The sequence below is a fragment of the Spirillospora sp. NPDC048911 genome (assembly GCF_043198015.1).
GTDB lineage: Bacteria > Actinomycetota > Actinomycetes > Streptosporangiales > Streptosporangiaceae > Spirillospora.
In genome coordinates, this window is sequence record NZ_JBICUD010000001.1 from 405,652 (window position 1) to 429,520 (window position 23,869).

The 23,869-nt window shown below is 70.1% G+C and carries 21 protein-coding genes; 4 read left to right on the top strand and 17 right to left on the bottom strand.

Annotated elements, in window-relative coordinates:
• Positions 1-29: 29 nt before the first annotated feature.
• From ACGFNU_RS01905 to ACGFNU_RS01925, 5 genes are all read right to left on the bottom strand, one after another.
• Positions 30-359, bottom strand: coding sequence for a hypothetical protein (locus ACGFNU_RS01905; RefSeq protein WP_392589343.1), 330 nt, complete (start codon positions 357-359; stop codon positions 30-32).
• A 117-nt stretch (positions 360-476) separates the two neighbouring features.
• Positions 477-1,601: a phage minor capsid protein gene (locus tag ACGFNU_RS01910; RefSeq protein WP_392589344.1), complete on the bottom strand. Its 1,125-nt coding sequence runs from the start codon at positions 1,599-1,601 to the stop codon at positions 477-479.
• A 195-nt stretch (positions 1,602-1,796) separates the two neighbouring features.
• Positions 1,797-3,305 (bottom strand): phage portal protein, encoded by a 1,509-nt coding sequence (locus ACGFNU_RS01915; protein WP_392589345.1) that lies wholly within the window; start codon positions 3,303-3,305, stop codon positions 1,797-1,799.
• A gap of 2 nt (positions 3,306-3,307) precedes the next feature.
• Positions 3,308-4,582, bottom strand: coding sequence for a PBSX family phage terminase large subunit (locus tag ACGFNU_RS01920; RefSeq protein ID WP_392589346.1), 1,275 nt, complete (start codon positions 4,580-4,582; stop codon positions 3,308-3,310).
• Positions 4,569-5,162, bottom strand: coding sequence for a hypothetical protein (locus tag ACGFNU_RS01925; protein ID WP_392589347.1), 594 nt, complete (start codon positions 5,160-5,162; stop codon positions 4,569-4,571). Before ACGFNU_RS01925 ends, ACGFNU_RS01920 begins: the two co-directional genes overlap by 14 nt.
• Positions 5,163-5,518: 356 nt before the next feature.
• Between ACGFNU_RS01925 and ACGFNU_RS01930 the strand changes: the two genes are divergently transcribed.
• A complete protein-coding gene (locus tag ACGFNU_RS01930; RefSeq protein WP_392589348.1) occupies positions 5,519-5,653 on the top strand; it encodes a hypothetical protein in 135 nt (44 codons plus the stop codon).
• Positions 5,654-6,779: 1,126 nt separating this feature from the next.
• Here ACGFNU_RS01930 and ACGFNU_RS01935 read toward each other — a convergent pair.
• From ACGFNU_RS01935 to ACGFNU_RS01970, 8 genes are all read right to left on the bottom strand, one after another.
• Entirely contained in the window at positions 6,780-7,685 is a 906-nt protein-coding gene (locus tag ACGFNU_RS01935; protein ID WP_392589349.1) for a hypothetical protein, read from the bottom strand.
• Positions 7,686-7,693: 8 nt separating this feature from the next.
• A complete protein-coding gene (locus ACGFNU_RS01940) occupies positions 7,694-8,059 on the bottom strand; it encodes a hypothetical protein (protein WP_392589350.1) in 366 nt (121 codons plus the stop codon).
• Between the two features lie 311 nt (positions 8,060-8,370).
• Positions 8,371-10,848: a phage/plasmid primase, P4 family gene (locus ACGFNU_RS01945; protein WP_392589351.1), complete on the bottom strand. Its 2,478-nt coding sequence runs from the start codon at positions 10,846-10,848 to the stop codon at positions 8,371-8,373.
• Between the two features lie 94 nt (positions 10,849-10,942).
• Positions 10,943-11,509 carry a hypothetical protein gene (locus ACGFNU_RS01950; protein ID WP_392589352.1) on the bottom strand — a complete coding sequence of 189 codons (567 nt, stop codon included), beginning with the start codon at positions 11,507-11,509 and terminating at the stop codon, positions 10,943-10,945.
• A 177-nt stretch (positions 11,510-11,686) separates the two neighbouring features.
• Positions 11,687-12,526, bottom strand: coding sequence for a hypothetical protein (locus tag ACGFNU_RS01955; protein WP_392589353.1), 840 nt, complete (start codon positions 12,524-12,526; stop codon positions 11,687-11,689).
• A complete protein-coding gene (locus ACGFNU_RS01960; protein WP_392589354.1) occupies positions 12,523-12,849 on the bottom strand; it encodes a hypothetical protein in 327 nt (108 codons plus the stop codon). The genes ACGFNU_RS01955 and ACGFNU_RS01960 overlap by 4 nt, the downstream gene beginning before the upstream one ends.
• Positions 12,850-12,872: 23 nt before the next feature.
• Positions 12,873-13,400: a hypothetical protein gene (locus tag ACGFNU_RS01965; protein ID WP_392589355.1), complete on the bottom strand. Its 528-nt coding sequence runs from the start codon at positions 13,398-13,400 to the stop codon at positions 12,873-12,875.
• A gap of 96 nt (positions 13,401-13,496) precedes the next feature.
• Positions 13,497-13,712, bottom strand: a complete 216-nt coding sequence (locus tag ACGFNU_RS01970) for a helix-turn-helix domain-containing protein (RefSeq protein WP_392589356.1) — start codon at positions 13,710-13,712, stop codon at positions 13,497-13,499.
• A 191-nt stretch (positions 13,713-13,903) separates the two neighbouring features.
• On the opposite strand from ACGFNU_RS01970, the gene ACGFNU_RS01975 reads away from it, so the two are divergent.
• Positions 13,904-14,308 carry a hypothetical protein gene (locus ACGFNU_RS01975; RefSeq protein WP_392589357.1) on the top strand — a complete coding sequence of 135 codons (405 nt, stop codon included), beginning with the start codon at positions 13,904-13,906 and terminating at the stop codon, positions 14,306-14,308.
• A 422-nt stretch (positions 14,309-14,730) separates the two neighbouring features.
• Here the strand turns inward: ACGFNU_RS01975 and ACGFNU_RS01980 are convergent, their stop codons facing one another.
• Together ACGFNU_RS01980 and ACGFNU_RS01985 are read right to left on the bottom strand one after the other, a co-directional pair.
• Complete coding sequence (locus ACGFNU_RS01980) at positions 14,731-15,060, bottom strand: VOC family protein (RefSeq protein WP_392589358.1); 330 nt, start codon at positions 15,058-15,060, stop codon at positions 14,731-14,733.
• 111 nt (positions 15,061-15,171) lie between these two features.
• Positions 15,172-15,993, bottom strand: a complete 822-nt coding sequence (locus ACGFNU_RS01985) for an AraC family transcriptional regulator (RefSeq protein ID WP_392589359.1) — start codon at positions 15,991-15,993, stop codon at positions 15,172-15,174.
• A gap of 126 nt (positions 15,994-16,119) precedes the next feature.
• Between ACGFNU_RS01985 and ACGFNU_RS01990 the strand changes: the two genes are divergently transcribed.
• Complete coding sequence (locus tag ACGFNU_RS01990; protein WP_392589360.1) at positions 16,120-16,884, top strand: phytanoyl-CoA dioxygenase family protein; 765 nt, start codon at positions 16,120-16,122, stop codon at positions 16,882-16,884.
• 524 nt (positions 16,885-17,408) lie between these two features.
• On the opposite strand, the gene ACGFNU_RS01995 is transcribed toward ACGFNU_RS01990, so the two are convergent.
• Positions 17,409-18,392, bottom strand: coding sequence for a helix-turn-helix domain-containing protein (locus ACGFNU_RS01995; protein WP_392589361.1), 984 nt, complete (start codon positions 18,390-18,392; stop codon positions 17,409-17,411).
• A 240-nt stretch (positions 18,393-18,632) separates the two neighbouring features.
• The gene (locus tag ACGFNU_RS02000) at positions 18,633-19,649 is read right to left on the bottom strand and encodes a helix-turn-helix domain-containing protein (RefSeq protein ID WP_392589362.1); all 1,017 of its coding nucleotides are present in this window, start codon (positions 19,647-19,649) and stop codon (positions 18,633-18,635) included.
• Between the two features lie 147 nt (positions 19,650-19,796).
• Here ACGFNU_RS02000 and ACGFNU_RS02005 point away from each other — a divergent pair, with 147 nt between their 5' ends.
• Positions 19,797-23,843: a S8 family serine peptidase gene (locus tag ACGFNU_RS02005; protein WP_392589363.1), complete on the top strand. Its 4,047-nt coding sequence runs from the start codon at positions 19,797-19,799 to the stop codon at positions 23,841-23,843.
• The last annotated feature ends 26 nt before the right edge of the window (positions 23,844-23,869 follow it).

A 23,869-nucleotide genomic window follows, 5' to 3' on the forward strand; every position in this document is an offset into this window, starting at 1 on the left:
GGGGCCCGGTCGTGATGGACAACGGACGATCAGGGCTCGTAGGCGGTCAGCTTGAGATCCGCGGTCGTGACGTCGATGTTGAGCACCGACCCGTACACCGCCGGCGGGAAGCCGCCGAACCTGCGGGCCTGCCCGGCGGGCACGTCGACCTTGCGGTCGGCGATGGCCAGGCCGTCCACCGTGCCCGGCGTGACGAACGTGACCGACTGCAGGGCGGAGGCGTGCGCGTTGCGCACCTCGATGATGGTCTCGCCGCTGTTGACGCAGGCGTGCCCGTTGGCCGGGTCGCCGCTCTGCTCGGCGGCCGGGGGCACGCCGTCGCGGGTGAGCTTCGTGACGGGGAGGGAGACTCTGGGCATTCTGCGGCTCCGTTGCTGAAGGATGAACGCCGGTGAGGGCGTGACTCGAAATCGGCGCCCATGGCGAGCGGCGGCCAGGTACGTGCGTCGCGGGCGGGGGAGCGAGTCGGCCCCGCTCTAACCGGCGGGAAGTCGTTCGCGTTGCCGCTGGCGCAGCAGACCCGTGGCGTCGACGTGCTCGCGGATGCGTGCCTGGTAGTCGCGCACCCGCTGCTCGGCGCGCCGGCGTTCGGTGTCGGTCTGGGCCGCCGCGGCGCGGCGCTTGAACTCCCGGACCTTGCGTTCGAGATGTCTGAGCTCGCGGCGGGCGGCCTCGCCCTCGGGATCTTCCGTCGACTCCATCGGCCGGGTCACGCCGGGGATGAAGAGCGACAGGGCATGTCGGCAGTTGGGGTGCAGCAGCCCGGCCGCCGTGGCCTCGGCGACGGTGGCCTCGACCCGGATCGAGGCGGTGCCGCCGAGCGGGCCGGCCGCCTCGACCTCGCCCCGGGTGTCGCCCGAGACCGAGAGGACTTTGCCTTCCCAGGGACGGCACCGGACGCATTCGCCGGGCGCGTCGGACACGATGACCAGGTCCTCGCCGGACTCGGTGAGCCGATCGAGGTGACCTTGCACCGCGGCCCGCGCGGTCGCCGTCCGGATGGCCATCTCCGTGTACGAGGCCAGATCCCAGTCGCGGCCCTGGCTGTCCCGGAATCCGGTGACTCCTTGACCGGCGAAGTCCGCAAGAGCCTTCTCGATCGCCTGCCGGCGGTTGGCCACGCCTAGCAATACCGGTGTGGTGGCCCGCGCGACGATCTCGCGGTAGACGTCTTCGACGGTCCGCAGGATCGGCGCCTGGAGGGAACCGAGCTTGGCCACGAGTTCGGCGATCAGCCGGAGCACGGCGGCCGCGCCGGGCACGTCCGGTGCGTTGACGGCCAAGTCCCGGCGGCCGCGCGGCGAGCGGGGGCTCGACAGGCGGGCGATCTCCGAGAGTGCGGCCTGGCCGCCCCGCTCGTACGCCCTGGCCAGCGCGCGGCGGGCGGCCTCTTCGCCCTCCCGGCTCAGCCGTTCGAGGGTCTGCTCAGCCTGGCGGCGCAGCGCGCCGAGCGCGGCGAGCTTGCGCTCGGCCCAGTCGGGCAGTTCGGCGTCGGCGCCGAGCCTGCGCGCGAGGTCGGCGATGAGATCCAGCTCGGCCTGCGCGTACAGCTCGATCGGCTCCGCAGCAAGCTGCTCGACGACATCAGGATCCAGCGCCATGGAAACGTCACACGCCCCAACGCAACGCCACACAATGCGACGACACAAGATGCGGCGTCACACAGCGCGCGGTCCGGCGCGGCATCACGCGGCGCGCGGCGCAGTGGGGCATCACACGATGCGACGACACGAGATGCGGCGTCACACAGCGCGCGGTCCGGCGCGGCGTTATGCGGTGCGCATTTCGATGCGGGGTCATGCGGCGCGGGGGGCGTCTGGGGGGACGCGGAACGCGTCGTCCAGGTCGGGGACCTGGCGGCCGGCCTCGGCGAGGATCCGCCGGACCTCGTCCTTGATCCGCTCGCGGGGCCAGTCGGGGTGCAGCAGCAGCACCTTGGTCTCGGTGGACGCCGCCTCGGCTCGATGCAGCAGGTCGATGGTCTGCGCGACGGTCTTGGGGTCCTCCGACACCGAGTCGCCGAACTCGACCCTCGGCCGGGCCGGGACGACGGTGCTGAAGCCGAGCGCGCGATCCAGGGCCAGCAGGACCTCGCCTACACGGCCGAGCTGGGGGCGCCAGTAGCGGGCCTTGCGATCGCGGGTGAGGAACGTGCGGCGCTCACGGGCGATCACCTCGGTCGCGGTCGCCTGCACATTGCCGAGCAGGCCGTAGGTCTGCGCGGAGTAACCCGCGGCGGCGACGGCCTGCCGGACGAGCTGCTCGGCGGTGGCCGCGTGTTCGGTCACCCGGATGGCGAACTGGTTGACGGTGATGCCGCCGGTGCCCGGAGATCCGGTCGGCGGCATGTTGAGCTCCTCGAACACCTCGCGGTCGAGGTCGAAGAAGGCGCCCTCGCCGCGCCCCCGGGACTGGAGATAGCCCTGTGGGACGATGATCCGCGACCGGGCCAGCCGCAGATCGCGCAGCCAGCTCGTCCACGTCTCGTCGAGCGCGTCGAACAGGTCCTCGACGCCGTCGTAGTCGCTGCGGCCGTGCGGCTCGCCGCGCAGGCGGCGGTTGGGCCGCATGTTGGGCACGTAGACGGCGGTGAGCTGGTCGATGCCGGTCGCCTTGACCACGGCCGTCGCCGGATCGCCGTCGGCCAGGGGCGCGGTGGCCGGGTGCTCGGTCAGCGGCACGCGTTCGCCCAGGTCGTCGTGCGTGCCCTGGTAGAGCGCGGCCTCGATGCGGCCCGGCTCGTGCCGTTCCAGGTAGCGGAGTATCTCGCCTGTGTCGTCGGCGACGACTCGCCAGAAGGTGACCGCGACCAGCTCGCCCCAGCGCCACTCCGGCACCGCCGAATCGGGGTGCACCACGGCCAGCACGGGACGTTGTGCCACCGACAGATCCCAGTCGGCCTTCAGGTAGACGCCGCCCAGGGCGGCGCAGATCTCGGCCGCCTCCAGCAGCACGTTGTGGATGCCGCCGTCCTCGATGATCTGCTCGAGGCGGCGCTGACCCGCCGGATGGTCGACGGTGAGCGCGGGCGGCTCGCTGAACAGCAGGTCCGCGCTGGTGGTGGCCATGTCGGCGGCCAGCGGCACGTGGACGCGGGTGTCGCGCTGCCCGGCGGGGAGATCGCGGGTCCAGAACCGCCTGCGGCGGCCGTGCGCCGGATGGCGGCTCGCCTCGGCCAGCCGCCGGCCGGACTCGATCAGCTCGGCGCGGTCACCGGCGTACCAGGCGTCGTGCGCCCGCATCACCGCGTACGGCCGGGTCAGCTGCGGGGGCGGCCACGGCGTGTTCTCCTCGGGCAGTGGCACGCTCACTCCGTAGACATCATGAGGGGCCGCCAGGCCCACTCCGCTGACTTGATGGCGTATCGTCCGGCGTCCAACGAGTGGTCATCGACCTTGACTGGAGCGTCCTGACCCTTGGCCGCGGCGCCGCCGTCCCACGAGTAGCCGCCCACCTCGCCGATCCATCCGGCGCAGTCGGCGTGCACCCGCAGCCGGTCGGTCGCCAGCAGCGACGACACCAGCCGGATGCCCTCGCGGACGCGGTTGTCGGCGTCGGTCACGTTGGTCAGCCCGTCCCGCCAGAGCTGCACCTTGAGCGAGGCGGCCGAGGGATCGACGTACACCCACTCGGGCTCCACGCCGAGGACGTTGCCGCTCTCATGCGGGCGCCGCACGCCGCCGAGCCAGGCCCGCAGGTCCGCCGAGTACTCCTCGTCGGTGCGCTGCCGGCGGGCCCGGCCGGCCTCGTGCCGGTACTCCGACACGAAGTAGAGACGGCCGTCCTCGCCGAGCCCGAGCAGTAGCGCGGAGAACGGGTTGGCGGTGCCGTAGTCGCAGCCGACCGCCAGCCAGCGGACGATCCGCGGCAGCTCGGTCACGACGTGCCGACCGGGATCCCACGCCTCGTAGACGGCGCCCTCGGCCTGGCACCATTCCCCGCGGATGAACCGCCGATGCCACAGGCCGGTGTACTCCCGGCCGAGGGTCTCGACGTAGGACGCGGAAAGGCTCGGGTTGTCGTCGATGGTGAACGGGAAGGCGGCCACGTTGAGCTCGCGGGCCTGGTCGAGCCAGCGCCGCTTCAGCCAGTGGCCCGGGCTGTCGGGGTTGGTGGTGGCGAAGAGCTGCGCGCCGGGCACCGACATCCGGCCGAGCAGCTGCGTCCAGAACGCCTCGGGCAGCAGGGTCGCCTCGTCGAGGTAGGCCCCGGCGCAGGTCATCCCGCGCAGCCGTTCCTCGGCCCGGGCGTCGCCCGCCCCGATCAGATGGATCTTGTGACCGAGGATGGTCGCGGTGGCCGCGCCGGGCGAGTGCCGCACGGTCCGGGCCACCGGGCCGAACAGCCGCTCGTCGCGCAGCGGCTCCAGCACGTTGCGCTCGACCGTGGTGATCGTCCGGCCGGCGATGACGTACAGCCCGCCCGGGGGTGGCGCGCTCAGGTAGATCAGCCAGCGCAGCAGGCTCGCCACGGTCTTGCCCGAGCGGATGGCGCCGTGCCAGACGTTGATCCTGGACCCGGCGCCGGCCACCGAACGCAACTGCGCCGGCGACAGCGCCGTGAGCGGCTCAGTCCCCGGCATCGGACGGAGCGGTGCGCGCTTCGGCCGGACTGGTGCGCGCTTGGGACGGGGTGGTGCGCGCTGCGGACGAGGTGGTGGGGGATCCGGCCGGGGTGGCCCGGGCCATGTGCCGCAGCCCCTCGGCGATGGCCGTGAGCATGCTCCGGGCTTCCTCGACCCCGCCATCGGCGTCGTACTCGTCCAGGCGCAGGCTCTTGTCGACCGCGATGCCGACCGCCGCCATGATCTCGCGTTTGTCCCGGTAGGGCGGCTCCGCGAGCCGCGCCTCGGTGAAGGTGTTGTCGCGCCCGCCGAAGGCGTGCACCGTGCTGGGCTCCCACAGCCGGCGCCGCAACCGCAGCGCGTCATCGAGCAACGTCCTCGCGAGCTCGGCCCGGCGCGCGGCGTTGTACGCCTGCGCCGCCTGCGTCGCCGCCTGTACCTTGCCGCCGTGCTCGAACGAGAGTCCGAGCTCGCGGGCCATCCGGGACACGGTCGAGCCGGAGCGGCCGACCTCCCGGGCGATCTCGTTCCGGGACATGCCCCGGCCGTGCAGCTCCAGGACGCGCTGATAGTCCCGCTGGGTGACCGGCTTGGGCATCGTCACCTCCGGGAAAGCAAAAAGGCCCCGCACCCACCCGTTTTCGGGCATGCGAAGCCAGACACCTCAATGATCGCCTGTGGATAACGTCCTGTCAACCCCGGCCCCGGCCCCTACCGCCCGCACGCGTACGCCTGACCCGGGGGCGAAGGCCCGTCCGGCGCTCCGCCATGCCGCCCTGGCCATCGCATCAGTTAAGCCTTTCCCGCACTGCCAGCCGCAACGGAAAAGGCGATGCACCTTTCACCCGTTCGGCGGATTGTCCGGCAGAAATGGCGCGAGTAACTTTCTTGTTGTCGGGCCGCCACGGCGGAACGGCAGGAACTAACAACAGTCCGCTTGAAGGGATAGATGAGATGGGCAAGAAGGACTCACAGCAGGAAAAGTGCGACCACGACTGGTCCAACTGGACGGAGGAGTACGTCAGCGAGGACCAGGTCCGCTTCGTTCGCTCCTGCACCAAGTGCTGGGCGGAGGAGAGGAAAGGCTGACCGACAAGCCGACAGCATGATGCGATGCCCCCGACGGGATGCACCTCGGGGGCATCGCCCTTTTTGTATATCCGCTCCTCTCGCCACCTGACGCGCGCGCGAGCCCGTAAGTGCGCACCCGCCACCAACGACCGCGCTTTCCGGCAGGTGCGGCTGGTGATTCGGCAAGGAAAAGCGTGTGCCGGATTCACTCGTTTGGCGGTATGACAGGCGCTTTCTCATCCGTAGATTCATTGGTGTCGGGTTTCGGAGGAAACAAAGGGACTCGACCGAATTGGAAACTATGTGAGGAGAGATAGAAAATGGGTGACCCCAAGAAGAACGGGCAGCAGCCCGACGACAACCCTCCGCCGGACGAGACGCCCACCACGCCGATCCCGGTGATCCCGGAGCCGCGCAAGCCCCAGGACGACGAGTGATCGGATTCGTCCGTAACGCGAAATAGCGGATAAGGCGACGGTCCTTGAGAGGCTCCCCCTCTCAAGGACCGTTGTCGCATGTGTGCATCCGGCCACGGCCGGAACTGGTGGAGCCATGGGCGGAATGCTGGCGGCGGCGTGCACGCGTCGTTGGAACGGTGCCTCTGTCCCCTGCCGCGCGCGCGACCACCTAAATGCGTCGCCGCCACATGAATACGCGCTTTTCGGCGGGGCGCACTCTCGGCGGTCGGCGACACAGGCCGGAAAGTGGTGCGAACAATTCACCCGTTTGGCGGTATGAGGGAGAGAGGTTGATCCGTAAATTTGTGGTTGTCGGGTTCAGGGGAAGCCCGGAACCGACAAAGTGAGAAATGCAAGGCCAACTAACCGAGGAGTCTGCAATGCCTGATAAGCCGAAGGAACCGAAGCCGAGCGGCCCTCCCTACCCGAAGCCACCGGGCCCCACCGAGCGGCCACCGAACAAGCCGGACCCGCACAAGGACCCCACCAGGCCACCCGGCCGCTGACAGGTCCGATCCAAGCTGATTTCTGAGGCAACGGCCCCTGAGAGGTTCTCCCTCTCAGGGGCCGTTGTCGTAACCCGGTACCCCCGGCTCCGAGTCTTGGAGCCGGGGGTACCGGCATGTCCGGACCGGCGGGCGGCCCCCACGCGCGTGGCGGATTCGGGGACCGGTCGCCCGAGGTGTTTATCCGGCGCGTTTGCGTGCGGTTGCGGCGCGGTCGTCCAGGCGTGCCGCTAGCCATTCCAATTCTTCGTACGGCCACATCGGCTTTCCGCGTAGTCGAGAACCGCACAGGTCGGTGGGCGGGTCACAGAGGGGGTTGTGGCAGAGGACGTAGCCGTCCGCGTAGAGGCGCAGGGTGAGCGCGCCGCCCTCCGGTTGCTCGGGCGTCGCCCCATCGCAGCCGATGCAGGGAGCCTTGATGAGAGTGCCGTCCTCGACCAGACCGAGAACGCGGACGACAAGGCGGTGCAGGCGCGCCACCTCGGCGGCGAAGTGTTCGGCGAGCGTCTCGTCCGTCGTAATAGCGGGGAGCTGGTCCTCCAGCCAAACGCTGGCCCAGTGCAGCGAGCCTTCAGGAACGTACTCGATGCGATGGCGTTCGGCGGGCCGGAATTCTCCCTGGGCTCGTTCAGGTCCTGTGATGGTGAGGTAGCGAACGCTCGGTTCCGCGGTCGGCCGGCGGGTCAGGCGGTAGTCCGGGCAATCGCAGCCGGGAATGGCGCAGTGGTCGAGGTGCGCGTCGGCCTCGTGGCGGCAGCGCTCGCAGAGCCGGGAATAGCCCAGGCGGTCCCGGACGGCGTCCTCCAGCAGCAACATTCCGCGCTCGACCTCCTCGATGACATCAAGGACGTCGTCGCGGGCCGCCGACCTGGTGTAGCCGGGCGGGTCGATGCCCTGCCGGGTCAGCATCAGGCGCTCGGCTCGTTCGGCTCGGGCCAGTGCGTCTCTGCGTTCGCGTTCCTCGGCGGTCATGGCGAGCTCGGCCCAGGGACGGGGAGTGCCCGGATGGCGGGCGGTCAGGACATCGCCCCAGCGTTCGCGGACCTCGTTGAGCTGCTCGGCGACGCGGTGCGTGAAGACGGGCATCGAAACTCCTAGAAGGGCGGCGTGTCATCGGTCGCGGGGGCCGGCCGTCGCGGCCGGAAGCGCAGGGCGGAGCCGGGGACCGGCCCGGGGCAACGGTGCTCGGCCACCACGGGATGGCGGCGATGCTCGATGCGCCAGAGGTCGCGGTGGACGAGTTCGCAATGGCGGCCCATCGGTACGGCGTCGAAGGTGCGGCGGCGTTGGACGAGCGCGGAGAGTTCGCCGAGCGTGTCGAGCGGGACGGGATCGCATCGGGTGTCGATCCCGGCGACCGGGGCGTCCAGGGCGCGCATCACCAGCGCGTCGCAGGACCGGCACCGTTCGAGCCGGATCGCGAGGCCGGGAACGTCGGGCAGCCAGCGAGGCCGGGTCACGCGCGGCTCTCGATGACGGTCGTGACACATGACGGGCCCCGGTAAGGACGTCCCTTGGGTGTGCGCGTTGGGCTTGGTTCGAGACAGGAATCCGTCATATCCGTCCGAGGTGTCATGGCGTGCTCCAGGGATGTACAGGTGGCGGGCTGGAACGTGCGGTCTGACAGGTGTGACAGGTGCCGTGCGCGGGGTGTCGCTGATGACGGGCCAGGCCGGGGACCGGTCACGCATGACGCGCGTCGGGGCGCTTCGGGCCGCGCAACGGTCACGCATGACGTGCGGACGGCCACTTCGAGCCGCAGAACGGGCACTCATGAGGCCCATCCGAGCGCTTCGGGGCCGGATCCGGCGTCGACGGCGTCGGTGAGCCGGACGCCGACGTAGTAGCGGGCGCTGGGCGAACGTTCGGAGGCCACCCCGTAACGGCTGCGCAGCGCCAGCGTCAACGCCTTCGCCGAGGCCGGGGCCTCGCCCTCCTGACGGCAGAACGTCTCGTACGCGGCGCGCAGCTCGGCGACCCTCACGCGCATGTGCTGCCCGGTGTGCTCGCCCGTCTCGCAGCGCTCCTCGACGAAGCGCGCGATCGAGTCCTGGTCGCTGGCGTAGGCGTGGGTGGCGGACTGGACGGACGTGGGCTCGGGGAGCCCTTCGGCGAAGTAGCCGGCCGCGCCCTGGATCAGCCAGTTGAGGATCGCCGGGCCCTCGTCCTCGACCAGCCGGTCCTCCAGCCCCGCGTCCCGCTCCTCGGGCGGGACGACGTGCAGGAACGGCAGCAGCTTGAGCCGCCGCCAGAAGGCCGGGCCGCCCACGCGCACCTGCGGCTGGTGGTTGGCCAGCAGCCACAGCGTGTGGCTGGGCGTGAAGCTGAAGAAGTCCTGGCGCATGAACCGGCCGCTCAGCGTGTCGCCGCCGGTCAGCAGCTTCACCTTCGCCTCGCCGAACCGCTGTCCCTCGTCGAGCTCGCTGGTGACCACCAGCCGGGCCCCGGCCAGTCGCGCGATCTCGGTGGGGTGGCCGGCCATGGTCGTGGACAGCAGGAGTTCGGCCGGCGCGGAGATGGAGTATCCGGTGTCACCGATGCCGATCACCCGCTGTACGACGCTCAGCAGCGTGGTCTTGCCGTTGGCGCCGGCACCGTGGCAGAACGGCAGGACCTGCTCCATCACCCGGCCGACCAGGGAGAGGCCGAGCAGCCGGTGCACGAACGTGGTCAGCTCCGGGTCCCCGGCGAAGGTCGTGGCGAGGAACTCCAGCCAGCGCCGCGGCTCGGCGTCGACGGGGGCGACGCTCGTCGAGCGGGTGTGCAGCCCGGCCGGGTCGGCCGCGCGCAGCGTCCCGGTCCGCAGGTCGATGGTGCCGGCCGGCGTGTTGAGCTCGAACGGCCGCGCGTCGAGGGACCCCAGATCCACCACGACCCGCGGGTCGGACTGGGCGAGCCGGACCATGGCCGCGATGCCGTTGGCCGAGAGGCTGCGCCGCCGGTGCCGCTGCTCGGCCCGTTCGCCGTCCGGCAGGCCGCGCGCGATGGTGCGGGCCAGCTCCCGGACGTGCTCGGCGTGGTCCCAGCGCCAGCGATGGCCCTCGAACGTGAGCCATTGGCCGCGCTGCGGGACGTATCGCAGGGTGCTCGTGTTGGCGTCCACGAGCCGGAGCGCGTTGCCGTCGTCGGACAGCGAGTAGGTCTGCGGCTCGCCCACGACCGACAGCACCGCGTGCGGGACGGGCCTGGGCTGTTCCGGGGCCGGTTGGCCGAGCCCGCGGCCGGACAGGAAGCGGGCGGCACGCGAGTAGTCGCCGCCGTGCTCCAGCATCGTGTGCGCGGCGAACTTGGTGTAGGTGCGCTCCGGCTCGAAGGGGGTGCTCGTGGAGAAGACGTACAACCAGTCGCCGTCGCCGTACCCGGTGGTGGCCGAGATGCCGAACGTCTTGTCCGGGCGCCGCCAGAAGGTCTCCGTGCCGCGCGTGTGGACCTTGGTCCAGCCGTGCGGCTGGAGGATCTCGTCCCAGGTCGCGATCTCGTTGAAGGCGTCCCCGGGCGAGACGCCACCGCCGCCCCGTTCCGGCCGCATGGCCCCGGCCGCCGCGATCGGATGGACGGCACCAGACCCAGGCGCCCCAGCCGGACGACCGGCGCCGGGCCCGGCCGCCGCCGGTCGTGGTGTGCGGTCGAAGGTGGCGGCGAGCTGGTGGAAGGCGTCCCGCTCCGGTTCGGTGATGACGGGGATGGTGTCCGGGCCGCCGCGCAGCAGCGCCCAGGGCCGTCCGGTCGGATGCACCGGTCCGTGGGACGGGGCGACGACGACGAAGCCGCCTTCGCCTCTCGTCTCGATGAGCACGGCGCTCGCGGCGTCGCGGGCCAGCCGCACGCTCGGCTTGGCCGTACCGGCGACCCGGTAGAGCAGATGCAGGCCGCCGCTCGGAGTCATCTCGGCATAGCCGGAGATCAGCCGGGCGAACAGCGGGCCTAATCCGCTCGCGTCGGCCGCCTCGCGCAGTTCGCGCAGGAGCCCGGCGGTGACGGCGCGGCCCTCCAGCTCCAGCATCTCCAGCCCGCCCGAGACGGCGCCGGTGACGACTCCGACGCCCGGATGCCCGGAACCGAACCACGTTCGGATGTCCTGTTCGCCGGGACGCTGGTTCTGATGGGTCTTCCACGTCCCCAGCGGTGCCTTGCTGCCGTCGGTCGCGGCGCGCACGACGCACAGCCCGGCGGCGTGCAGGGCGAGCGCGGCGTCCAGTGAGGAGGGCTGATCATCGAGTACCCCATCGGGCCCGCTGTTATCGGACACGCGCAGTCCCTCCATATCGAGTTGAAAACCGGTGGTCACGTCCCCCGCCGCGGGCTCGCACCGCGGATGCCGCTGGTCCGGGGGTGCTGCTGGGTCAGCCGTTCAACTGAGCCAGCAGAGCCTTCACCTCGGCGGGCAACGCCTCCGGGTCGAGCCGCGTCACCGGAGCCGCGGCGGCCTGGCCGGCCGGAGCCGCAACCGCGGCCGACTGAGCCGCGGCCGGCTGGGGCACCGGAGCGGCGGCCGGGGCCGCCGGAGCCGGAGGCGCAGCCGCGGGGGCGGGCGCCACGGGCTGGTTCGCCGTCAGCCAGGTCGCCGCGCGCTGGTCGTCGGTGCCTTCGGCGTACGGCCCGAGCACCCAGGCCGGGTTTCCCTTGTCGGTCGCGACCTGGCCGCACCGGCCCAGCACCATCCCGCCGCTATGGGCGACGGCGAGGAGCTTGTTGACGATCCCGGGGTGGCTGTCGGACACATGCCGGCGCGGCGCCGGGTCGGCCTCGTCCAGGTCGACGAAGTCGAACCGCGCTACCGGCACGTCGCGGCCCTTGAGCTGGTCGAACCGCTCGCCGACCTCGTGGACCTTGAGGATCAGCAGCAGATGGCCGGAGTGCTCGGCGGGCTTGAGCCAGGCGCCGCTGCTCGGCTGGTTGAACTGGAACATGGTCGTCCCCTCTCCTTGTGCCCCTGTGGGCGATTGGTCTTCGGCGTGAGTGCGGGTCTCGGCGTGAGTGCGGGTCTTCGGCGTGGTGCGGATCTCGGTGTGGTGCGGATCTCGGTGTGGTGCGGGCTTCGGTGTGGTGCGGGCTTCGGTGTGGTGCGGGCTTCGGTGTGGTGCGGGTCAGTCGAGGTGGCCCGGGCAGCCGCGGCTCAGGTCGGTCGAGCCCGGCGAGAACCAGGGGCAGTACGTGCATTCGTGGCCCCGGCTCGCGGGGATGATCGACCAGTTCCGCGGATGCCGTTCCGGATCGACCCTCGCGACGAGATCGCGGACGACGTCCAGCCGTCCGACGGCGGCTTTGGCACGTTCCGGGTCATAAGGGGCCGACCAGACCCAGAGACCGCCGAGGTTGCCCGCGCGCGGCAGAAAGGCCAGCGCGACCGTCTTCGGGGAGAACCCGGCCCGCTCGAAGCCCCGGCCGTACAGCTGCGCCTGGTCGACGTACTGGCGCCGCGGCCCCTGCGAGCGGTACGTCCGCATCGTCGTGGCGCCGACGACCTTCCAGTCGATGACCGTGTCGGTCTCGGTGTCGTAGAGATCGCAGGATCCGGACAGGCCCGGGGCGACCTCGACGCGCCGTTCGACCAGCCATCGGCCGCCCTCTTCGGGCGCCGCGAACGCCGCGGCCAGCCACGCGTGGACGGCGGTGCCGACCACCGCCGCCCATGGATCGCCGGTGGTGTTCGTCTTCGGCCAATCCAGGCAGCGATAGGCCAGACGGCGGACGCACGGCTGTCCGACCTCCGACGGCCCGATCGCGGTCTGGCCGCTGCGCGGGGCGTTCGCGGCCGCCCGCCGGATGCCCTGGACGAGCGTGTCGGTGAGCGGGCCGGGCGAGCCCGGCCCGCCCTGCGCCCCCGGCCCGCCTGGTCCGCCCGGCTGCGAGAACGCCGCGACCTCCGCCGCGGTCATCGGGGCCTCCGCCGCCGCGTTCAACCCGACCTCCGGCGGCGCGGTCATGCCGCCTTCCGTTCGTCGGCGGCGAGCCGGAAGGGACGGGCCGGACGTTTCGTCCTGACGAACCGGGCGGCGATCTCGGGATGGGCGTCCTCCAGGGCCTTGCGGTCCAGGTACGTCGCCGGTTTCGTCCAGGCCCAGGTGATCACGGCCCGGCCGTCCACCCGTGCCTCCTCGGCGTCGCCCATGCTCTCCTGGAGCCGGTGCACGATCCAGCCGCGGACCTCGGTCAGCCGGGCCAGCTCGAGGTCGACCTTGCGGAGCGCGTCGATCCACGCCCGCTGCTCACCGAGGTCGACGCTGGGACGCTCTGGCGGAGTTGTCATCGTTGGTCCTCCACGGGATGAAGTCAGGCGGACTCGGCGGCTTCGGGCCAGGCCACCGAGGCCACGGCGGCCCGGTGGCTCTTGGGCACCTCGGCGAGCGGCCGGCCGAGGTGATCGAGTCCCATGGCCAGCAGGATCAGGGCGTCGGCCTCGTCGTTGCTCTCGATCGGCACCCGGGGATAGCGGCGGGCGGCGGCGAGCAGGACCGCGTCCTTGGTCGCCTGCCCCCGGCCGGTGGCGTAGCGCTTGACCGCGGCGGGCGGCACCACCGCGAACGGCACGTCACGCGCCCAGAGGCCGTAGGTGACGAGCCACCACAGGCCCGCCCGTTCGTGGTGCCCTCGTTCCCGCCGGCCGGTACCGGAGCCGTACGAGGGACCCTCCACGACGACCAGCTCGGCCCCCGAGCAGTGGTCCAGAATTTCCGTGCGGATGGCGCGCAGCCGTGCGTAGGCCGTCTCCCGCACCACGATCGAACCGACCCAGATCTCTTTCGGGTCAGCTCCCGTGCCCGCCACGCCGACCCGGGTCAGCGACAGGTCGAGTGCCACGACTCGTGCTGGATAAAGCCTGGTCACGACGTTTTGGGCATGATCTCTGATCATTCGGCGCGTGCTCGTCGACGGCATCGCACGGTCCCCCTCGTCTCATGCGGCGTGGATGTTGTTGCAGGGAATCTCGATCGCCGATTTCGGCACGTTCAGTGCCTCGGCCAGGCGCGCGATGACGGCCGGGCGGCAGCCGCGGCGGCCCGCCTCGATATCGCACAGGTACTGCAGGGAAATGCCGGCGCGGTGGGCGAGTTCCTTCTTGGACTGCCCGTCCTTACTTCGGATGGCGGTCAATGCCGCAACGTTGATCACGTACGCAGGCTACGCACTCCTACGCAGCCACACAAGCCTTGCCCCGGGGCGACAACCGCGGGGGTACGCACGGGAAACACTGGCGTCAGCGCGCTGAGCGGGTATGTTATGGGCGCAGCGGGGGTGGCGCTGCGTAGTAACGCGTAGCAACCAGATTCAGAGTGCTGATCTACGCGTAGGACCAGAGGAGCATGGAGACACCTGAAACACGGCTTCGGACCGGCCAGTTGGTAGAACGGATCCGCCGCGAACGTCGTCCACGGCTCACCAAGCGGGAAGTGGCCCGCCAGGCGGGCATCTCCGAGATCTGGTACCGCAGGGTCACCTTGGGTGTGCAAGGCCGCCGGCCGGACCCCGCCAGTGACGAGACGTGGGCGGCCATCGCCCACGCGATCGGCCTCGACCCCGAACGCCTCTTCGCCGAACTCGGCCGCCCCTGGGACGGCTCCGACGTCACGGAAATCAAAACCGAAGACGCGGATGTCGAGGCTTTTCTCGTCAAGCTCAGAGGGCGACCTACAGTGGAACGACTGGAGATCCTTAGGCGTCTAGTCAATCAAACGGTCGCAGAGTTGATCGAGGAAGAGCGGGGTTAAATGAACACAATGCGATCCCAAGGTAACCTTGGGTAAGAAAGAGGAAGTCCTGCGCTTACAACATTGCCGAGCCGTGCGCTACAGAGCCAGCCTCGATCTGATGGAAGACGAGGTCGTCGTCGTGCTCCGCGGTCGCGTCACCGTGGTCCTGGTGCACCCGAACCGCATGCGTCGGCTGCGGCAACCGCTCCGGATCTCCGAATTCACGGGATCCTGTGAGCTGACCCAATCCTGATCCGATCCCCCGCGAAGATTGACGGGCCGGGAGCGCCCCTCCGCTCCCGGTGACCCCCAGCACAGCGGCTCATTTCGGTCAGTCAGGTCGATCGTGTCAAGGCACCGGCCATGGCGTTCTCAAAGCGCACCGAGAAATTGGACAGTCCAAATACACGGTCGCCCTATGCCCGGCACCCTGACCGGACTCAATGGTCCGCGGAGATGCAGAACTGGTTGCCGTCCGGATCGGTGAGCACCGTCCAGGTCAGACCGGGAACCGTGTGGGTGTCGACCACCGTGGCGCCCAAGCCGGTCAGCCGGTCGATCTCGGTCGCGCGGTCGGAGACCTTGAAGTCGAGGTGCCAACGGTTCTTGCCGGGAGTCGGCTCGGTCACGCGCTGAAAGCCCAGGACCGGCCCGCCCGGCGTGCCCACCGCGACGTAGAACTCATAGTCAACGGTGATCTCACCGCCCGTCGCCGTCGCCCACCACTCCGCGAGCCTCCGCGGCTCCGCGCAATCGACCGTCACCGCCACAACAGACATTGTCATGGCTCAATGCTCTCGCCAGCCGCCCCTGCCAGGCCACCTCCTGAGCTCCGGCGAGGTCTAGAGTGCGCGAGTGGACGATCTGGATCTGGGACGCGTCTAGTCCGGCTCGGCGGGGCGGTATCGGGTGCGGTAGACGGCCGGGCTGAGGGTGAAGAAGTGCCGGAAACGGCGGCTGGCGTAATTGGGGTCGGTCCAGCCCACCAGCCGTCCGACCGCCGCGACGGACAGGTCGGTCTCGATGAGGAGTGCCGCGGCGCGCTCGGCACGCAGCCTGCCGAGATAGGTCATGGGCGGGACGCCGAGTTGGGCGGTGAACAGACGCGCCAGATATGCCGGCGACATGTTCACGGCCGCAGCGAGTTCGTCCAGGCTCCAGGCGCGCTGAATGTCGGTCTCCAACAGCTGCGCCGCAGCCATTACCGCAGGATGGGTCTGCGCGGGCAGGTCAGCGGGAACGGATGCCAGCGCGCCGCCCAGCAGGCAGAGCAGCATCCCTACCCGCACGGCGTGAGCCGGTTCCGGTTGATCAGCGATCGCCGTGAGACCGGTTTCGACGACGCGCAGCGTGGCGGGGTCGAGCCGCAGCAGGTGGCCGGCGCTGTGCAGGACCCGTCCAAGCTGCGGGTGAGCGCGTAGCCAGGCCAGTTCGCGCTGGAAGACCTCAGGGCCGACATAGAGGTTGTGGACGATCAGCCGCCGGCAATCCCGGTAACCATGCCAGTCTCCCGGCCGCAGCATCGTCACCGAACCGCGGTCCAGTTCCCGCTCGCCCGCCGCGGAGACGTGCGTCCCCGCGCCGCCGGTCACCACCGCCAGCTCGATGAAGTCATGGCTGTGGGCCGAGGTGCCGCTCCGCAACTCGTACCGCTCGGCGACGATGGGCGGCCCGCCCGGCGGGAAGACCTCCGCTCTCCGCACGCGATGCACCCGACCTCCTCGATGTCAATATTGTGCTACACCTGCCGAGCTCCTGTGCTAGCCCGGGCACCTGCGCGATCGCGACAGTTGTTGAAACAAGACCCCGCACGACAAGGAAGATCAAGAATGACTGTCGCCGCGACCACGCCAGAGACCCTCTCCACAGCCACCATCTCCGCCTACCGCCGTGATGGTTTCGTCCACGTTCCCGGAGTCATCTCCCGCACGGACGCCGCCAGGTTCGCCGAAGCCGCACAGTCAGTGCGGCACACCCTCGCCGACAACCACGAGGGAATGATCTTCACCCAGCTGCTCCAGCTGTGGCAGCAGGACGAAACGCTGCGCGAGCTGACCCTGCACCCGAACCTAGCGGCCATCGCGACCCGCCTCGCGGGGATCCCGCTACGCCTCTGGCACGACCAACTGCTGATCAAGGACCCGCACAACGGGGCCGCGACCGAGTTTCACCAGGACCAGCCGTACTGGCCGCACGCCGGCTCCCGACACGCGCTGTCGGCCTGGGTGGCGCTGGTGGACGTCCCGGTCGACCGCGGCTGCATGACGTTCATCCCGGGCTCCCAGCACCTGGACGGACTACGGCCACAAGACCTGGCCGACCACGCCGACATGTTCTCCGTGGCACCCGACCTCGAATGGCAACACCGCGTCACCGTCCCCCTCCGCGCAGGCGACTGCACGTTCCACAACTCCCGCCTCGCGCACAGCGCCACACCCAACTTCACTGACGACCCCCGCATCGCCCACGTCATCATCTACGTGGACGCCGACCTGACCCTGGCAGCCGAGCCCTCGCACCCGGTAACCGACCCACTCGCCCTGCCCGTAGGCAGCCCGCTCCCCGACAAACACTTCCCTCGCTTCACCACCTGACGCGTGGAAGAATGCGCTCATGCAGCTCACACGAAAGGGCTATGCCGCGTAGACGGCCAGCTCAGCTCCGCGCCGAACGGCTTCCCCGCAACTGGCTAGAAGCTGGCGACGAGTGCTCTGTCTCAACGATTCCCGGCCTTTCGCCGCATGGCCGGCTCGTGGTCGCGCGCTTGGAGCGTGCGCGTTTCTGGCCAGGCGCCGCCGCCGAGGCGTTGATCTCTTGGACGTGGTTCCTGCGGGATCCATATCACCGGTTGTTCGATCCAGCGTATGGATGCGGGGTCATGCGCTGCTGCCCAGACCCGGCGGAAGTCCGTCTAATCCTGCAAGCCGTGGCGCACACCCTCCCTCCCCGTGACGCACGAAGGTTCAGGGCACTCCTCGCCCGACTTGACGTTCAGTGGTGAGGACGGCGTTAGGCCTCCGGCGGCCGGTTCACCAGGAGGCCCCGGGCCGCACGTCCCAGCAGCGCGGGCGGGGGCCGCGCCAACGTTGAGCGGGCCGCCGCTACGCCGTGCGCGTGTTTAGCCTGCCTGCGCTGTCGCCTGCTGCTGGCGGAACTGGCTGGGCGAGAGGCCGTAGGCGGCGCGGAAGGCCTGGCTGAAATGCGGGGGACTGGGGAAGCCCCACCGGGCCGCGATCGCGCCGATGGGTTGGGCGGCAAGCCGGGGATCGGCCAGGTCACGCCGGCACTGTTCCAGACGACGCTCGCGGATCCAGCCGGAGACGGTGTGCCCGTCCTGCTGGAACAGCTTCTGCAGGTAACGCACGGAGATATGGTGCGCCGCGGCTATCGCGTCCGGGGTCAGGGACGCGTCGCCCAGGTTGTCCCGGATGAAGGCGTGGATTTGGGCCATCAACGCTCGCCGCCTGGTGTTGGGCGGTACCTGGCTGTCGGCCTCCAGTGCGCCGGCCAGCGCCGCGGTCAACACGTCCAGCGTCAGGGTGGACAGCCGGGCGACGTCGGCCGGGCTGAACTCGTCCATGTGCCGGGCCAGCTGAAGAAGAAACGATGAAGACAGCGCACCGATCCCCCGGTCGCCCGGGATGCGAACGGCGGTCAGACGCCGCAGGTCTCGTGGAGGCAACGGCAGTAACGAGCGCGGGAACTGGAGCCCCAGGTGCTGGCTCACTGGAACCCCCGGTATATGTCCGGCGACGTAGGGGCGCGAGCTGTCATACAGGCCCAGGTCTCCGACATGGAAATCCGTGCGCCGACCGTCCTGCTCGCCCCTTATGCCGCGCCCGCGCACCGCGCAGGTCAGCAAGAACGTCTCGGGATCGGTCTGGCGGATCAGCTTGGGGGTGCGGCTGACCGAGTGCGGCGTCGCGGTCATCAAGGTCACTTGCACAGGGCCGAGCCCGCCGACGCCCACCTGAGCCTGAAATCCAGTTTCCAAGTCGGGCTCGCAGCGCGCATCGAGAGGCACCCAGACCTTCGAGGTCACCTCGCGCCAGAAAGCGAACCGCTCGCCCGTCGGGATTTCGGCCGTGCTCATCACGTTCATGACCACCAGCCCCCTTGTCGCCGCGGAGGCGGGTCCGCTTCAGCCCGGTGCATGCAAATCTGTAAGTGCGTAATCGTGGTGCGCATGAAGGCCACGTTACCGACCGATCCACGCCGAAAACTTGTCCAAACCGCTCATTCAGGCCAGTGTGCCGTCGGCGGCACAGGTGGCCAGTCGCATGCCGGCGTAGCGGTCGATGTGGAGCATCGGACCGGGCTCCCTCGCGGCCGTCGCTGGCCGTTACGGGCGGGCTTCCTTCTGGCCGGACGATTCCGCGGGCGGGCTGACCCAGCCGAGGAAGGCCGCCTGCAGGCCCGCCTGGAACCGGGTCTGCGCGCCGAGCCGCGTCATCAGCTCGCGTACGCGGCGTTGAAGCGTGCGATGGCTCAGCCCGACCTGGCGGCTGATCGCCTCGTCGCCGAGCCCGGCGGTGAGCAGCGCGACCAGCTGCGCCTCGAAGGGCGTCGGCGCGTGCTCCGCCGGGACGATGTCCTGACCGGCCGGCGGCAGGGGCATCCCGAGTCTCCAGAGCGTCTCGAACAGCGCGCTCAGGGCGTCCAGCAGCTCCGAGGGGTGGACGATCGCGCAGCTCTCGATGACCGAGTGCGTGATGCGCAGCGGGACGATGGCGAGCCGGTCGTCCGCGACGACCATCTTCATCGGCACGCCGGACATGACCCGGGACTGTTCTCCGGCAGCGCTGATGGGCTCGTAGTGGCCCTGCCACCAGCCGTCCATCTCAAGGCTGGCGCGGTCGTAGACCGCCCGGTACGCCACTCCCCTGGCGAGCGCCTCCAGCTCGACGTCGTTGGGGACACTCGGATCGTGGACGTACGGGGGCCGGTCGAAGACGCGCACCTCGCGCCGGGCACCGCGCTGCAGCTGGTCGGACCGTTGCGCGACGGCGTCCCGGCCGACCACGATCTCGACCAGCTCGGTCGGATGCCGTGAGCCCAGCGCCCGCTGGTAGCTCTCGGCGTACTGCCGCGCGGTCGCCCGCGCCCGGCTCAGCTCCGCCTCCTTCTCCAAGATCAGCGCCTCGAGCGCGATATCGGGGGCCGCGGCGAGGTAGACCTCCCGCGGGCCCGGCTTCCGGCTGACCAGCCCGGCGGACTCCAGGACGCGCAGCGAGCGCCCGATCTGCCGCGGCGCCAGCCGGACCCGGGCGGCGAGCTCGTCGGCGGACGCGCCGGGCCCGTCGATCAGTCCGCGGTAGACGGCCTGATCGGCGGCGTCGAGACCGAGGGCATCCAGCACAGAAACGATCTTGCCTCAGAAGGCGCGCGGCGGTGGCCAAAGTACGTCAATGTCGCGAACGCGCCACGCCCGGCCCTTACCCCGCGCCCGCGCCGCAGTTGATCATTCCAATTGCCGAGGCCCCGGGTGCGAAGGAACGAGAACCGAATGACCCCACACCGCTGGTACGTCCGCCTGACTCTCGCGGCCGGAGCGCTGGCCATGGCGATCAGCCCGTTGGGCGCCCCGGTCGCCTCGTCCCAGCCCACGCCGCCGTCCGGCTCCCCGCCATCTCCCGCGGGCGGCGCCCCGCCGGCCAAGCGGATCACCCTGATCACCGGCGACATCGTCACCTACGGCGGCGGCTCGGCCAGCGGTGGCTCGGGCGGCGCGTCAGACGGCTCGGACGTGAAGATCACCGCCGCGCGGCGGCCCGGCGGCCGGCCGGTCGCGTTCCACCAGCGCAAGCAGGGCGACGCCCGCTACGTCATTCCCTCGGACGTACTGGGCCTGGTCGGCACGGGCCGGCTGGACAAGGGCCTGTTCGACGTCGCCTACCTCGCCCGCAACGGTTACGCCGACGACGCGTCCCCGCGCATTCCGCTGATCGTGCAGTACGGCGCCGCGACGCGGGACGCCAAGACGCTGTCCCGGCAAGCCGATGCGCTGCCCGGCAACACCGCCGCGCGCCCCCTCGCGGCGATCCACGGGGCCGCGTTCGGCGTGACCAAGTCCGCGACGGGATCGTTCTGGAACGCGGTCGGCCCGGCCCCCGGCGAAACTCGCACGCCCGGCGGAGCCCATGCGCCCGGCGGAGCTCGCGCGAGCAAGGCGGCCCGCGCGAACGAGCTGACCGGCGGCCTGAGCAAGATCTGGCTCGACCGGAAGCTGCGAGCGAGCCTGGCCGAGAGCGTGCCGCAGATCGGCGCGCCGGACGCGTGGAAGGCGGGCCTGGACGGCAAGGGCGTCAAGGTCGCGGTCCTGGACACCGGCGCCGACCTCGGCCACCCGGACCTGTCCGGCAAGATCGGCACGACGGCCAACTTCAGCACCGACCCGGCCGTTCAGGACGGCAACGGGCACGGCACCCACGTCGCGTCCACCATCGCGGGCAGCGGCGCGGCGTCCGGCGGCCGTGACAAGGGCGTCGCCCCGGGGGCCACGCTGATGATCGGCAAGGTGCTCGACAATCGGGGCTCCGGCGCCACGTCCCAGGTCATCGAGGGGATGCAGTGGGCGGCCGCGCGGGGCGCCGACGTGGTCAGCATGAGCCTCAGCGGAGAGGTGGAGGACGGGCCCGACCCCGCGAGCGAAGCGGTCGACGCCCTCACCGAGCAGTACGGCGCGCTGTTCGTCATCGGCGCCGGGAACGAGGGCCCGGGCCCCCAGACGGTCGGCACACCGGGTACCGCCCGCGCGGCCATCACCGTCGGCGCCGTCGACAAGAAGGACAAGCTCGCCGGTTTCTCCAGCCGCGGTCCCCGTCCTGGCGATTATGGCCTGAAGCCCGACATCACGGCCCCCAGGGTGAGCATCGTGGCCGCCCGCGCGGGCGGCACGAGCCTCGGTACGCCGGTGAACGACAGCTACACCACCCTCGACGGAACCTCGATGGCCACCCCGCACGTCGCGGGGGCGGCCGCCATCCTGGTCCAGCAGAATCCCGGGCGGAAGGCGGCCTGGCTCAAGTCGGTGCTGACCTCCACCAGCCGTGACGGCGGCTATGGCTCTTACGAGCAGGGCGCGGGCCGGGTGGACGTTGGCCGCGCCGTGAGCCAGCGGGTGCACGCGGAGGGCGACCTCGACTTCGGATTCCTGTCCTTCCCGCAGGACGAGCCGGTGACCAGGACCATCACCTACGTCAACGACACCAAAGCGCCCGTCACGCTGAGCCTGACCCCCACCCTCAAGCCGCACGCTGGCGGCAGCGCCGCGGACGGCATGCTCACGCTCGACCGTGACAAGATCACCGTGCCCGCCGGCGGGACCACTCCCGTCAAGGTGACGCTCGACCCGGCGAAGGGCCCGGCGACCTGGTACGAGGGGGCGGTGCGCGCCTCCGCCCCGAACGTGAGCGTCGCCACGGCGGTCGGCGCGTACAAGGAGGCCAAGAAGGTCTCGCTGAGCGGGCATGTGATCCCGCCTAGCGGGGCCACGGAGATCTGGTACAGCGGCTGGGGATTCCTGCGCGTCGACGACCGTGACGACCTCGACTACGGGGTCTCCACCGACGTCGGCCAGGACGCCTCCGCGCAGGTCTATCCGGGCACCTTCAGCCTGAACACCTACGTTTCCTGGCGGGACGCCGGCGGAACGCTCAACTCGGCGCTGGTCACCTCCCCCGAGGTCAAGGCGGACGGCGACACCACCGTCACCCTCGACCTGCGCAAGGCCACGAAGGTCAGCGTGCGGACGCCCAAGCAGGCCGAGGGTTTCGCCGGGAACTTCGGATATCGCCGGATCCCGGCGACCAAGGACGGCTACCTGGACCTGACGAGCGACCTGCCGTACGGCGCTCTGAACATGTGGATGCTGCCCACCAAGAAGGTCACCCAGGGTTCCTTCCTGGCGTTCAGCCAACACCTGCTAGGCGCCTCGCCAGTCACCATGCGGGGGCCCGGCCTGCCGTCCCTGCACCCGCAGTACCAGCCGGGTTGGCGTCAGACCGACATCAACGAGGACCCAGGCCTCGCGAAACTGACCGGCCGGCGCCGGCTCCCCCTCGTCTACGGAGGACGCGGCACGTCCGCGGATCTCAAGAACATCGACATGCGCGGCAAACTCGTCCTGCTCTCCCTGGACGACATCTGCACGTCCACCTGCACGGAGGACGCACTCGACCGGATGAAGAGCGCCGCGCAGGGCGGCGCCTCGGCCGTACTCGCCTTCGGCACCACCGGACGGTCGTTCTTCGATCCCGCGCGTTCGTGGCCGCGCTATCCCGTCCCGACGATGAGCCTGACGGGCGAAGAGGGACGGGCGCTGGCCGCCGCGCTTCGCAAGGGGCAAATTGACCTGGACGTCAACGGCACCCCGGACACCCCCTACGTCTATTCGCTGAAGTTCTACGAGTACGACAGGATTCCTGCTCGCCTGACCTATTCCGTGAACGCCAAAAACCTCGTCCAGATCGACGACCAGTTCCACCTCGACCAACCTGGCAAGGTGGCGGAGACCTGGGCCGCGAAGTCCCACGGAGACCCTGGCTCCATCGACACCGGCCTCGTCCGCCCAGCCCCCAGTCGGCTCACCCAGTACGTGGGCCCCACCTCGTCCGAGACGCTGTGGCAGAAGAGGGTCCAGTCGTCCTACAACGGCGACGGAGACCAGTTCGAGCGGGCGGGGCGGACCTTCTCTCTGGTCGAGGTGCACAGCAAACCCACCCGCATGTCCAGGCAGTGGGGCGCGCAGCCCATGGTCCCCGGCGACGGAGTCCCCTCACCCGAGCTTTCCGGAGAATTCGCCGTGGCCAGGGACTGCCTCCCCTGCCGGAACGGCGATCTGTTCACCGGAGCGATCCCGGTCGTCGGCTCTGGTGCCTCCCCGGGAGGCACCAGCCAGTTCACGTGGAGCGCGAACGTCGGTTCCAAGGGCAAGGACGAGATGCACCTCTACCGCAACAACACAGAGGTGCCGCTAGTGGTCCGGAACGCCATCATCTTCATCTTCCAGATCCCCGTCCCGACCTTCACGCTGCCAGACCATAAGGCCCGCTACCGCCTCACGGACAAGTACCACTCGCCGATCCCGAATCAGCAGTTCGCCACTGACGTGAGCACCGAGTGGGCCTTCAACTCGACTCGCCCTCAAAACGGCATGACCTCACTGAAAGACGGCTTGTGCTACGGCTGGCTAGTCGAGAATCAAACCGTCAAACCCTGCGCCCCGATCCGAATGCTGCACCTCCGCTACGACCTAGGCCTCGACCTGGACAACCGGGTCCCAGCATCCGGCACGCACAAGGTGACGATCAGCGGCTACCACGGCTCAACAGACTCCTCCACCGCCAGGCTCACCAGCCTCAAGCTCTGGACGACCTTCGACGACGGAGCCCACTGGCAACAAATCAGAACCACCAAATCAAAATCGGGCTTCACCGCCTCAATCACCCACCCCACCCCCGGAACCAAAGTCGGCCTACGCGCCCAGGCCCGCGACACCGAAGGCAACACAATCGACCAAACAATCACCCGCGCCTACGGCACCAAACAGTAAGAACGTGCCCAGGCCCTCGTCCCAAA